Origin of the sequence: Thermoactinomyces intermedius (assembly GCF_013912365.1) — a bacterium.
Taxonomy (GTDB): domain Bacteria; phylum Bacillota; class Bacilli; order Thermoactinomycetales; family Thermoactinomycetaceae; genus Thermoactinomyces; species Thermoactinomyces intermedius.
Map to the genome: position 1 here is coordinate 1 of NZ_JACETT010000004.1, position 12,309 is coordinate 12,309.

Sequence of the window (12,309 nt, forward strand, 5' to 3'; positions counted from 1 at the left end):
GGATAAAATATATTTAGATAGAAAAAAGTTTAACATCTATCAATAAATATTTATTTTATTAATATCACATCGGTTTGTGATCAGTCTTGTTGTTTTTCGGGATTTCCACAAAAATAGATGATGAAAATGTACGCTTGGCGAAAACCGGTATGAACCGCCGGAAGGTTGGCGGCCAATCTGTATAAGGAGGGGTATGATTGTTACCCGTATCCGTTGAACTGAAAAGGAAATTGGAATGGTTGAATGAATCGTTGAAACAAGCTTTTCCTTTGCAATCCCTCGATCAATCCGCCATACGGAAACGTTTGGAAGAAGCAGGCGCTTTTTATTCCATTGAAAAATGGAGCGGCGAAGAGATCAAAGATTTTCTCCAAGGACGGTTTCTGGTCGGAGTCGATGGTTCGGTAAACTCCACCAAAGGTTCGCAAACCCGCACCTTGTCCGTTTTCCAGGCATTGGCCAAAGCCACCAACGGGAAAGAAAAATGGGCCGCAGATGTGTACACACCACTTTTAAAAGGGGATGAAACCAACGAGGGCAATGCGGCCAGTGAAGCCCGCAAAAGAGGAGATCTGTTGTCCCGTCTCGAAATGCAGGTCACGATGGAGGCGATGAAAGACTGGGCTCCGCGGGTCGTGATGTTGGACGGCTCTTTGCTGCACTTCTATATATCGGATGCAAAAAGCTGGGAACAAGTGGCGCAAATGGCAGAACGTCAACATTCGCTTCTGGTGGGGGTTTCCGAGGAAATTGAGACCCGGACCCTGGTTCATGCCTTTTTTCCCGAGTATCCGGCATTGACCGACCGCGATTTGTTGTATGGTGTCCTGCGGGAAGGGGAAGCGTTTGAATGGGAAGCATGGAGTCCGTCGGGAAGCCGGATGTGGAAAATGGCATTCCGGACTTCCAAAAGCCCGCAACCGATTGGACTGGACGGATTGAAGTCCCAGCGGGAAGACCGGTGGAACCTGGCAAGGCTGGTTTACAGCTTGACACCGGAGCAGGGACGGGGCATCCCTTACTGGCTGGACATTGTGGACAATCAGGTGAGGGTCACCGACCCGTTGGTGGAAACCATGGTGGAACAGTACATTGATCCGGAACTGCGTTACCGGCTGTTGCAAAGCAAAAGAAAAGAACGGATGATTTAAAATCCGATGGAACAGGAGCGATCAATCATGCAAGTGGTAGGTGTCACCACCCAACAGGAAGTTTATGTTGTCTCCCGGGAGCGGAAATTCCGCATCAACGAAATTCTGGTCATTGAAGATCCTGCTTTGAACCATCCGCAGGGAGAAGTGGTGGAAACCATGTCGTACAACCGCCTGATCCCGATGGGGCTGGATAAGTCGTTGGTGGACGCGCAAGTGATTGATACTTTGGAACAAATCGGCTATGACATCGAATCCGATGAAATCAATCTGGCGAAGCTGCGTCTGTATGAGGAAGCCCCGCATCCGGTGCGGACCGGCTGTCCCGTCCGTTTGCCTTCATTTGAAGAAGTGCGCCATCTTCTGGTCAAAACGTCCCCGGATGAAGGAATGACACTGGGGGAAATCCGGGGAACGGAATCCATGGGGGGGACAATTTCGGATGACTTAAAAGACCGGGTTGTTATGATGGAGCACGGCGAGTTGAGGCCGCAAGAAGGGGTTCCTTTCATTTTTGACATTCAATCGATGCAGCAATACCCGCATGTCGGTATCTTTGGCGGATCCGGATCGGGAAAATCATTCGGCTTGCGGGTGATGTTGGAGGAATTGATGAAACTCCGGATTCCCGCGCTGGTGTTTGATCCGCACTTTGAAATGGACTTTTCCGATCCGGCCCCCGGATTATCGGACCGTGCCCCGGATTTCCGGGATCTTTTTGTAACGGTGCAAATCGGAAAAGAAGTGGGGATTTCTTTTTCCGATTTGTCGACCCGGGATGTGGTGGAACTGTTGCGGGCGGCCGGAAGCCAGCTTTCCGATTCCATGGTGAACGTGATCCAGATGCTGCACCGGCCCCGGGACAGTTTTGAAACGTTCAGCGATCGCATCGGCAATCTGGTGCAAGCCCTTGATGAAGGGAAACAAGGTTTGGAAAGACAGTTACGAAAGAAGGAAGATTTGACACCGGTGGATGTTCAGCGGATTCAGGAATTGATGCAATTGTTGCAGCAATACGGCTCTTTGCCGCCTTCTTCCGTCAAAGGGGTGGACTGGCGTCTGAAACGTCTGGACAAAGCCGGTTTGTTCCAGCGGGACATCCGGTCCATTGAACAGGGGCTGGAACAAGGAAAGTTGGTGGTCGTCCAGGGGAACGCCTGGATCCTGCAAGTCTTTGCGACTTATGTCACCGGCACGCTGTACCGGAAACGACGTGAGTATAAAGATGCGCGCATGAACGGGGAGGAAGGGCATTTCTTCCCGCCGTTTGTCATTGTGACGGATGAAGCTCACAATTTTGCCCCCAAATCGCTCGATTCCCCGGCAAAGTCGATTTTAAAGGAAATCGCGCAGGAAGGGCGGAAATACGGCGTCTTTTTGTTCCTGGCCACGCAACGCCCGACATTGCTGGATGAGACCATTACCGCCCAGCTGAACACCAAATTCGTATTCCGGACCGTTCGGGCCACGGATATTGCCACTTTGCGGGAAGAAACGGATTTGACCCCGGAAGAAGGAAAGCGGCTTCCTTATTTGCGTTCGGGGGACACGTTTGTTTCGTCGGCCGCTTTTGGGCGGACGGTGTTTATCCGGATTCGTGCCGCCTACACCCAAAGTCCGCATCTGGCCAATCCGTTTGACGAGCTGAAACGGTTTTCCGCACAACAAGACCAAAAATTGCTGGATACGCTGACGGAATCTTTGCCGGTGTTTGAAACCGACCTGATGCAAGTGTTGGACCGGGTTAATCAGGAATGCGGACTGAACTGGGATGTGCACCGGTTGAGGCAGGAACTGGAACGCCTTTCCCGAACCGGAAAATTGACAAAACATGAAACGCCTTTTGCAGTCCGGTACGACCGTGGCGAAGGTTTGAAAGTTTAAAAACGGAGGATCCGGTTCAAACTAGGAGACAGGAACCGGAGCTTTTCAAGGACTTTTTTGTGATGTATAATTATATGACAAATTAAACACGCGATTCGATGACGGGGATGAGTAGTGGGTGAAAGCTATCGACAGAGAGCCGGGACAGGTGAAAGCCGGCATAGCGGAAGCCGATGAAATGGCCCCTGAGTATTCTCTTTGAACCGGACCGTTGTCCCCAGTAGGAGAGAACGTTTTCCCGCGTTACGGGAGCAGAGTGGGTGATCGCCTTTTCTTGTGCGATGAAGCCAAATTGGGTGGTACCGCGAGACCGGATCTCGTCCCAACGTGGACGGGATTTTTTATTTCACATAGAAACCAAGTCTGATTGGACGGAAAGGGGTTGCCAAGATGGGAGACAAAAAGAAAACTTTCTATATTACTACGCCGATTTATTATCCAAACAGCCATTTGCACATCGGGCATGCCTATACAACGGTGGCCGGGGATGCCATGGCCCGGTACAAACGGTTGCGCGGTTATGATGTCATGTACCTGACCGGAACCGATGAGCACGGGCAGAAAATCCAAAAAAGTGCGGAAGCGGCCGGAAAAGATCCCCAAACGTTTGTCGACGAGATTGTTGCCGGCATCCAAAAGTTGTGGGGTGCCTTGGATATCTCATACGATGACTTCATCCGGACCACGGAACCCCGCCATAAAAAAGTGGTGCAAAAGATCTTTCAGAAACTGTTGGATCAGGGGGATATTTATCTGGGGGAATATGAAGGATGGTATTGTGTCCCCTGTGAATCCTTTTTCACCGATCGCCAGGCGGAAGGCGGAAAATGCCCGGATTGCGGCCGGGACATCCAGAAGATCAAGGAAAAAAGTTACTTTTTCCGGATGAGCAAGTATGTCGACAAACTGCTTACCTTTTATGACGAAAACCCGGATTTTATTCAACCAGAATCCCGGAAGAATGAAATGATTCAAAACTTCATCAAGCCCGGGTTGGAAGATCTCAGCATTTCGCGGACGACGTTTGACTGGGGAATTCCCGTTGCCAGCGATCCGGAACACGTGGTCTATGTATGGCTGGATGCGCTCACCAACTATATTACGGCCATCGGTTATCTGTCTGATGATGAAGAGCAACAAGCCCGGTTTGAAAAGTACTGGCCAGCCAATGTTCACCTGGTGGGTAAAGACATTGTCCGTTTTCACACCATTTACTGGCCGATTTTCCTGATGGCTTTGGGGCTTCCTTTGCCGAAGAAAGTGTTCGGGCACGGATTTTTCCAAGTGATGGGCGAAAAAATGTCCAAATCCAAAGGAAACGTGATTGATCCGATTCCGTTGATCAAACGGTACGGGCTGGACGCGGTGCGCTATTATTTGCTTCGTGAGGTTCCGTTTGGAGCTGACGGGGTTTTTACACCGGAAGCATTCGTGGAACGGGCCAATGCCGATTTGTCCAACGACTTGGGGAATTTATTGCATCGCACCTTGGCCATGTTGAACAAGTACTTTGACGGGATTGTGCCGGAACGGGTGGAAAATGCAACCGAATATGACCAAAAACTGGTTGAAAAAGCCCGTGAAACGGTACATAAAGTTGAAGCAGCCATGGAAGAATTGCAGTTTTCGGTTGCCCTTTCGGCCATTTGGGAGCTGGTTCGTTTCGGAAACCGCTATATTGAAGCGACCCAGCCGTGGAATCTGGCCAAAGATGAAGAAAAACGGAGCACCTTGGGTTCTGTTCTTTACCATCTTCTGGAAGAATTAAGAATGGTCAGCATCCTGATTCAGCCTTTTATGACCCAGGCCCCGGCCAAAATGTGGGAACAATTGGGGATTGAGGATGCGGATCTGACCACCTGGGACAGCTTGTACACCTTCGGGGCATTAAAGCCGGGAACGAAAACCAAAAAAGGTCAGCCGATTTTCCCACGGCTGGATGTAAAAAGCGAAGTGGAGGAGATCTTAAAAATGATCGGGAACACGCAACAAGTGCAGCAAAAAGAGGAGAAAAAAGAAGAAAAACAGAAAAAAACAGAGGGTCTGATTTCCATTGACGACTTCGCCAGAGTGGAACTTCATGTGGCGGAAGTGCTCGAAGCGGAACCGGTTAAAAAAGCAGACCGGCTGTTAAAATTGCAACTTGATTTGGGATCGGAAAAAAGACAAGTGGTCTCGGGGATTGCCAAACACTATCAACCGGAAGAGTTAAAGGGAATGAAAGTGATTTGTGTCACCAACTTGAAGCCGGTGAAATTGCGCGGTGAATTGTCGGAAGGCATGATTTTGGCCGCCTCGGAAGGAGACCGCCTGGTGCTTGCGACCGTATCCGGGGACATTCCGAACGGCACGAGAATCAAATAAACCGGCATGCCTTCCGTAACGGAGATAGGAGGACGATCGGATGGCGGATACAAAAAGTTCGTCCAGTGAATGGTACAAGGTGTTGGAATGGGTTGTGGCCATTGCCTTGGCCGTGATCATCGCTGCGGGCATCCGCACCTTTTTGTTTGTGCCCTATGAGGTGCACGGGGCATCCATGGAACCCACCTTGCAAGGCGATGAGCTGTTGATCGTCAACAAGTTGATATACCGTGTTGACCAGCCCGATTACGGGGATATCGTGGTCTTCCATACCGATGAAAAGCGGGATTTCATCAAACGGGTGATCGGCTTGCCCGGGGACCAGATTGCCATCAAGGACGGCAAGGTCTACCGAAACGGAAAACCGTTGGAAGAACCTTATATTTATGAACCCATGAATTTCAACATGGAAGAAGAAGTCACGGTGCCCGAAGGACATATTTATGTGCTGGGGGATAACCGGAACAACAGCAAGGACAGCCGCAGAATCGGCCCGGTGAAAATCGATGCGGTGGTCGGCCGTGCCGATTTGATCATTTGGCCGCTGGACCGGATGCATTTTTTGACACAACAGGGTAAGCAGTAACCGGAAAGGGTGAGGCGTGTGATGTTGTTTGACACACATACCCATTTGAATGATCCGAAATTTGACGAAGACCGGGAACAAGTCATTGAGCGGGCGAGAGAGGAGTATGGGGTAAAATACATGCTGAATGTGGGGTATAACCGGGAAACCATCCGGCAAACCCTTCAGCTGGCGGAAACTTATCCCTTCATTTATGCATCTGTCGGTTGGCATCCCGTCGAGGCGAAGGATTGCACCGCGGAGGATTTGGAGTGGATCAAGTCGATGGCCCGGCATCCGAAAGTGGTGGCTTTTGGGGAAATCGGACTGGATTACCATTGGGACACTTCCCCCAAAGATGTGCAGCAAGAGGTTTTTCGCAAACAGATCGCCATTGCCAAAGAAACGGGATTGCCTATCATTATTCACAACCGGGATGCGGATGAGGACGTGGTGCGGATCTTAAAGGAAGAACATGCCGAAGAAGTCGGAGGCGTGATGCATTGCTTCGGCGGAGACCTTTCGGTTATGGAAGCATGTCTTGACTTGAACTTCATGATCGGTTTGGGAGGACCTGTCACATTTAAAAACGGCAAGCTTCCCCAAAAAATCGCGGAACATGTTCCCTTGGACCGTCTGCTCATTGAAACCGATTGTCCTTATTTGGCTCCCCATCCCTACCGGGGAAAACGAAACGAGACCGGCTATGTCCGGCTCGTTGCCGAAAAAATCGCCGAAATCCGGGGGATGTCTTTGGAAGAGCTCGCTCAAATCACCATGCAAAACGCTTTTCGCCTTTTTGGAATTGATGAAGGAAATTAGAATAATGTTTTTGCGGGCCAATGGGAAGGTGCATTCCTCATTGGCCTTTTTTCGGAAATGTGGAGCGAGAGGAAGAGAACGTGTGAAAGTATATGAAGTGATTGTTGTCGAAGGAAAAAATGATACGATCGCGATCCAAAAAGCGGTCGAAGCCGATACGATTGAGACACAGGGTTCGGCATTGGAGCCGTATGTGCTGGCTGAAATCAAACGGGCCCAACAGAAACGGGGAGTCATTATCTTTACCGACCCGGATTATGCCGGCGAACAGATCCGCAAGAAAATTGCCAGGGAAGTGCCCGGGGCCAAACATGCTTTTTTATCCCCCAAAAAAGCGAAAGGAAACCGCAAAATCGGAATTGAACATGCCAAGGCGGAGGATATCATCGAAGCTTTGAGCAAAGTCCGTACGGAGCAAAAAGAGGAAACGGTGCAGCCTCCGCTGACATGGGAAGAATATATGGACTTGGGATTTGCCGGTGATGCCGGTTCCCGGAAACTGCGGGAGCAGGTGGCCGAACGGCTCGGCATCGGTTATGCCAATGCCAAACAATTTTACCGGCGGCTGCATGTTTTGCGCATCACCAGGGAAGAAATTTCAGAAGCGCTGGATTATCTGAAGAAGAAAGGAAGCAAACAATGAAAGAAAAGCCGATTTCAGCAAGAACGAAAAAATTGCTCAGTGAACACCAAATCCAACTGAAAAAGAGCCTGGGGCAAAATTTTTTAACCGATCCCCATGTATTGGACAAGATTATCCATGCGGCTTCGCTGACCAAAAAATCCGGGGTCATTGAAATCGGGCCGGGAATCGGGGCTTTGACGGAGTGTTTGGCACAGGTGGCGGGAAAAGTGGTGGCCATCGAAATCGACCAACGTTTAATCCCCGTTTTGGAAGATTTGTTTCAAAATGATGACAATGTGGAAATAATAAATGCAGATGCACTGACAGTGGATTTGAAAAAAGTGGTTGCTGAACATTTCGGGGATGCCGGCACCCTTCATGTGGTGGCCAACCTGCCTTATTATGTCACTTCCCCGATTTTGATCCGCTTGCTCGAAGAACGGCTGCCGCTTGCAAATATTGTCATCATGATCCAAAAAGAGGTGGCGGACCGGCTGAAAGCGGCACCGGGAACCAAAGATTACAGTTCTTTGTCGGTTCTTGTGCAGTATTATGCAGAAGTCGAAGAAGTGGGGCGGGTTCCGAGCCATGTGTTTGTTCCGCGGCCGCAGGTTGATTCCAAAGTGGTTTGTTTGACGCTGAGAAGAGAGCCGAAGGTGCGGGTTCCGGATGAACAAGCCTTTTTCAAAATGGTCCGGGCCGCTTTTAATCAGCGTCGGAAAACCCTGTTGAATTCGCTTCATTCCCATTTGTTGTCTTCCGTTTCAAAAGAAGAGCTGGAGAAATGGATGTCTGAAGCGGGAATTGATCCGAAACGACGCGCAGAAACATTGGATTTGGAAGAATTTGCAGTCTTGGCTGAAGTGCTTGATCGGAAAAAGATATCTTTTTAACCAACGGAGTCTCGGATCAACCATACCCTGAATCGATGGAGGTTGTTCCGTGAAATTTTATCATCCGAGAAAAGGTGGAAGAAACTTAAATGAAATGATCATGGATATCCGGGGATATCTGCAAGCGGATCCGGATGCCCAATATAAAGTGGTGATCGGAACCGATTCGCAAACCCGGGAGAATGAAACGATTTTTGTCACGGCGCTCATTGTGCAGCGGATTGGCAAAGGGGCGATTTTCTTTTACACGAAATATCGCCATGACGCCATTCGTGACTTGCGTTACCGGATCTACCGGGAAACAGAATACAGTTTGAAAGCCGTTGAAACGTTGAAGAAAAACGGCTTCTTTGGATTCTTTGTGGATATCCCGATGGAAATCCATCTTGATGTCGGACAACAAGGGGAAACGAGGAAGTTGATTCAAGAAGTGGTCGGATGGGTGACATCCGTTGGATACACGGCGAAAATCAAACCGGAATCTTATGCTGCCAGCGCGGTGGCCGACCGGTTTACCAAATGAGAAAAAACGGAATAAATATACGAAAAGATTATTGACAAAAATGTTGTCCCCTTGCTATAATACAAAATTTGACTTTTCACTTCGCTTGTAGTATAATCGACTACAAGTGAGGTGGTCGTACAATGGGCAAAAACGCTTTATCTGAAATCAAATGCACTCTGGATGGTTTCATCGGGCAAAAAATTCGCCTTAAAGCCAATAGCGGACGCCGCAAGACCATTGAGCGAACTGGCATTTTAGAAGAGACATATCCTTCTGTGTTCGTTGTCAAGCTGGATGAGGATCACGCTTTCAGCCGTGTTTCTTACAGCTATGCAGATATACTGACGGAATCCGTTGAATTGACGGTTTACAGCGGGGAGAATGAACAAATTCCCGTGAAATATGTAAGATCTGCGCAATAAATATGAACACATCCCGATGTGTTCTTTTTTTCCATACCTTTGAAAGCGATTACATAACGGGTGCTTGGTGCATAATAAGAAAGCCCTGTGTTTTGCCCTTGAACCATTTGCTCTGACCCAAAGGAGGAGATCGTTTGGCTCGTCGGCGCGGAATCATGTCTGAAAGCTTTAAGTATGAACTGGCAAAAGATCTTGGCTTTTATGATGTGGTCAAACGCGAAGGATGGGGTGGAATCACCACCCGTGATGCCGGGAATATGGTGAAAAGAGCGGTTCAGCTTGCGGAAGAGTATTTAAAACAGCAAGGTTCAAGGTGAAACCGGGGACACCCTGATTTAAAGAGGCTTCTCACATCCCGAGAGCCTCTTTTTTTGCGGGAAAATATTTGTTCCCACCTACTAGTCCGGACGCATAACATGATAAAATAGTAAAATCATGTGCCGGAATTTACGGATGGCGACCGTGTGAAAATTGGAGGGAATCAATCTTGTTTATATCAGTCAAAGCACCAGCAAAAATCAATTTGACATTGGATGCGCTATATAAACGTCCGGATGGTTATCATGAATTGGAGATGGTCATGACGACCGTGGATTTGTACGACAGGGTGGATCTTTCTTTAAGACCGGACTCAAAAATCACCGTGGATTCCAGTTCCGGATTTGTCCCGCGGGATGAGAGGAACCTTGCTTACCGTGCGGCGGTATTGTTGAGGGAAAAAGCGGGAATTTCCCAAGGGGTACATATTTACATCGATAAACAGATTCCGGTTGCCGCCGGCTTGGCGGGAGGAAGCAGCGATGCCGCGGCGGTCTTGAGAGGGTTGAATCAATTGTGGAATTTGGGGTGGAGTTTGGAGGAATTGGCAGAGATCGGGGCCGGAATCGGTTCCGATGTCCCGTTTTGCGTTTATTCCACCACCGCACTGGCAAAAGGAAGAGGGGAAAAGTTGACGCCGCTTCCGGCTCCTCCGCCATGTTGGGTTGTTTTGGCCAAACCGGGACACGGCGTATCCACGGCGGATGTTTTTCAAAACCTGAAAGTGGACCAAATCGATCATCATCCGCAAACGGAAAAGATGATCGAGGCACTCAAACGACAGGATTATGAATCCGTTGTCCGAAACCTGGAAAACGTTTTGGAACCGGTGACTCATCACATGTACCCCACCGTGAAAAAAATAAAAGAAAAAATGCAGCGCTTTGGTGCGGACGGGGTGTTGATGTCCGGGAGCGGCCCCACCGTATTCGGGCTGGTGAAGCAGGAACAGAGGGCCAAACGGATTGTAAACAGTTTGAAAGGCTTTTGCCAACAAGTGTTTGCCGTGAGAATGTTGGGGAAAAAACAGGTTCCGCTGCTTGAAGAAAAACGAACAAAATGATATATTTCGGTCGATATCATTCGATTTTTCGGAGGTAGTGAATGGAAAAGTGGAAACGGAGTGCACGATTAACCGATATGATCCGCCAACTGCTGTTTAATCCCTATCGATTGATTCCTCTGACCGTTTTTGCGGAAAAGTATAAAGCGGCAAAATCCTCCATCAGTGAAGATTTGGATATTATCGATGAAGTGTTGCGTTCGGAGGGAAACGGCAAATTGGAGACAGTGGCCGGTGCGGCCGGCGGTGTCCGTTATATCCCGGGGTTTGGGGTGGAACATGCCCGGAAGGTCGTGCAAGAGCTGTGCGAAAAATTATCCAGTCCCGAACGCATTTTGCCGGGCGGTTTTTTGTATCTGTCTGATCTGTTGGGAGACCCCTTTTTCCTGAATCAGATCGGCCGGATTTTTGCCACGGTGTTTCAGGAACAAAACATCGATGCGGTGTTAACCGTCGAGACCAAAGGAATTCCCATCGCCTACGCCACGGCGGCCTTGTTGGGGGTTCCGGTCACCATTGCCCGTTACGATTACCGCGTCACCGAAGGTTCCGTCGTGACCGTACACACCGTCTCGGGTTCCAGCAGACGGTTGCGCCAGTTATCCGTATCCAAAAGGAGCCTGTCTGAAGGAGCCCGTGTCCTCATTATTGACGACTTTATGAAAGCCGGGGGCACGGTTCGGGGACTGATGGATTTGTTGAATGAATTCAAAGCAGAAGTGGTCGGAGTCGGAGTGATGTTGGAACAGCCTGCCGAGAACCGGTTGGTGGATGACTATGTGTCACTGGCCAAAGTGACGGAAATCGATGTGAAAAAGAGGAAAGTTCAAGTGGAAGTGGGAAATGTTTTTGATGACAGGAAGGAGCGATGACCATGTTGAAAAAAGTACAAACAGAAAAAGCGCCCCAAGCAATCGGTCCTTATTCGCAAGCGGTGGTAACCGGTGAATGGATCTTTACGTCCGGGCAAATTCCACTCACTCCGGAGGGGGAACTCGTCGGGGGAGGAATCGAAGAACAAACCCGGCAAGTGCTGGAAAACGTCAAATCGGTTCTGGAAGCCGCCGGAAGCGGTTTGGAGCAAGTGGTGAAAACCACGATCTTTCTTAAAGACATGAACCAATTTCAGACCGTGAACGAAATTTACGGCGGGTACTTCAAAGAACACCAACCGGCACGTTCATGTGTGGAAGTGTCCCGCTTGCCGAAAGACGTGTTGATTGAAATAGAAGTGATTGCAAAGAAAAATGGATAAAAAAGAAAATTTGGTCAATTTATCCATTCGTGGAAGGATTTAATCCCACTGCCTAGAATAGTAAAAATAAGCAAATTTAGTCATCATTGTAAAATAGGTGGTGGGATTTAGTGGAAATTACCGATATTCGTCTTCGCAGAGTCAACCGTGAGGGAAGAATGCGCGCCATCGCATCCATCACGTTTGACAGTGAATTTGTCGTGCATGACATTCGTGTGATTGAGGGAAATAACGGTATGTTTGTGGCAATGCCGAGCAAACGTACTCCTGACGGGGAGTTTCGCGATATTGCCCATCCCATTTCTCCGATGAGCCGTGAGAAGATCGAATCCGCGGTACTGGCCGAGTATCACCGTGCCGGAGAGATGGAGTCTCAAACCGATCCGAATAAAGCGTTGCAAGTGGATGTATAAAAAATCACCCATTCCCGAAACGGAATGGG

The 12,309-nt window shown here is 49.1% G+C and carries 14 protein-coding genes and 1 other annotated feature; all 14 genes read left to right on the forward strand.

The window, feature by feature from the left end:
• The first annotated feature begins 197 nt into the window (after positions 1–197).
• On the forward strand, positions 198–1,151 hold the full coding sequence (locus H1R82_RS01640; RefSeq protein WP_181732339.1) for a DNA double-strand break repair nuclease NurA: 954 nt from the start codon (positions 198–200) through the stop codon (positions 1,149–1,151).
• A gap of 27 nt (positions 1,152–1,178) precedes the next feature.
• Positions 1,179–3,035: an ATP-binding protein gene (locus H1R82_RS01645; protein ID WP_181732340.1), complete on the forward strand. Its 1,857-nt coding sequence runs from the start codon at positions 1,179–1,181 to the stop codon at positions 3,033–3,035.
• An 89-nt stretch (positions 3,036–3,124) separates the two neighbouring features.
• Positions 3,125–3,363: a binding site (T-box leader), on the forward strand.
• A 62-nt stretch (positions 3,364–3,425) separates the two neighbouring features.
• Complete coding sequence (gene metG / locus H1R82_RS01650; RefSeq protein ID WP_181732341.1) at positions 3,426–5,399, forward strand: methionine--tRNA ligase; 1,974 nt, start codon at positions 3,426–3,428, stop codon at positions 5,397–5,399.
• A gap of 40 nt (positions 5,400–5,439) precedes the next feature.
• Complete coding sequence (gene lepB, locus H1R82_RS01655; RefSeq protein ID WP_181732342.1) at positions 5,440–5,985, forward strand: signal peptidase I; 546 nt, start codon at positions 5,440–5,442, stop codon at positions 5,983–5,985.
• 21 nt (positions 5,986–6,006) lie between these two features.
• On the forward strand, positions 6,007–6,786 hold the full coding sequence (locus H1R82_RS01660) for a TatD family hydrolase (protein WP_181732343.1): 780 nt from the start codon (positions 6,007–6,009) through the stop codon (positions 6,784–6,786).
• A gap of 82 nt (positions 6,787–6,868) precedes the next feature.
• Entirely contained in the window at positions 6,869–7,429 is a 561-nt protein-coding gene (gene rnmV, locus H1R82_RS01665; protein ID WP_309544767.1) for a ribonuclease M5, read from the forward strand.
• Positions 7,426–8,304 (forward strand): 16S rRNA (adenine(1518)-N(6)/adenine(1519)-N(6))-dimethyltransferase RsmA, encoded by an 879-nt coding sequence (gene rsmA / locus H1R82_RS01670; RefSeq protein ID WP_181732345.1) that lies wholly within the window; start codon positions 7,426–7,428, stop codon positions 8,302–8,304. The genes rnmV and rsmA overlap by 4 nt, the downstream gene beginning before the upstream one ends.
• Before the next feature lie 49 nt (positions 8,305–8,353).
• Positions 8,354–8,827, forward strand: a complete 474-nt coding sequence (locus H1R82_RS01675; protein WP_309544768.1) for a ribonuclease H-like YkuK family protein — start codon at positions 8,354–8,356, stop codon at positions 8,825–8,827.
• A 122-nt stretch (positions 8,828–8,949) separates the two neighbouring features.
• Entirely contained in the window at positions 8,950–9,231 is a 282-nt protein-coding gene (locus H1R82_RS01680; protein ID WP_037997964.1) for a Veg family protein, read from the forward strand.
• 134 nt (positions 9,232–9,365) lie between these two features.
• A complete protein-coding gene (locus tag H1R82_RS01685) occupies positions 9,366–9,548 on the forward strand; it encodes a small, acid-soluble spore protein, alpha/beta type (protein ID WP_037997967.1) in 183 nt (60 codons plus the stop codon).
• Between the two features lie 170 nt (positions 9,549–9,718).
• Complete coding sequence (gene ispE / locus H1R82_RS01690; RefSeq protein WP_181732346.1) at positions 9,719–10,612, forward strand: 4-(cytidine 5'-diphospho)-2-C-methyl-D-erythritol kinase; 894 nt, start codon at positions 9,719–9,721, stop codon at positions 10,610–10,612.
• A gap of 41 nt (positions 10,613–10,653) precedes the next feature.
• Entirely contained in the window at positions 10,654–11,484 is an 831-nt protein-coding gene (purR, locus tag H1R82_RS01695) for a pur operon repressor (protein WP_181732347.1), read from the forward strand.
• Between the two features lie 5 nt (positions 11,485–11,489).
• Complete coding sequence (locus H1R82_RS01700; RefSeq protein WP_269747558.1) at positions 11,490–11,867, forward strand: RidA family protein; 378 nt, start codon at positions 11,490–11,492, stop codon at positions 11,865–11,867.
• 110 nt (positions 11,868–11,977) lie between these two features.
• Positions 11,978–12,280, forward strand: a complete 303-nt coding sequence (spoVG, locus tag H1R82_RS01705) for a septation regulator SpoVG (RefSeq protein ID WP_181732349.1) — start codon at positions 11,978–11,980, stop codon at positions 12,278–12,280.
• The last annotated feature ends 29 nt before the right edge of the window (positions 12,281–12,309 follow it).

Coding starts and splice junctions, on each gene's coding strand:
- H1R82_RS01680 (WP_037997964.1), top strand. CDS start 8,950: ATGGGCAAAAACGCTTTATCTGAAATCAAATGCACTCTGGATGGTTTC.
- H1R82_RS01660 (WP_181732343.1), top strand. CDS start 6,007: ATGTTGTTTGACACACATACCCATTTGAATGATCCGAAATTTGACGAA.
- metG (WP_181732341.1), top strand. CDS start 3,426: ATGGGAGACAAAAAGAAAACTTTCTATATTACTACGCCGATTTATTAT.
- lepB (WP_181732342.1), top strand. CDS start 5,440: ATGGCGGATACAAAAAGTTCGTCCAGTGAATGGTACAAGGTGTTGGAA.
- H1R82_RS01645 (WP_181732340.1), top strand. CDS start 1,179: ATGCAAGTGGTAGGTGTCACCACCCAACAGGAAGTTTATGTTGTCTCC.
- rsmA (WP_181732345.1), top strand. CDS start 7,426: ATGAAAGAAAAGCCGATTTCAGCAAGAACGAAAAAATTGCTCAGTGAA.
- purR (WP_181732347.1), top strand. CDS start 10,654: ATGGAAAAGTGGAAACGGAGTGCACGATTAACCGATATGATCCGCCAA.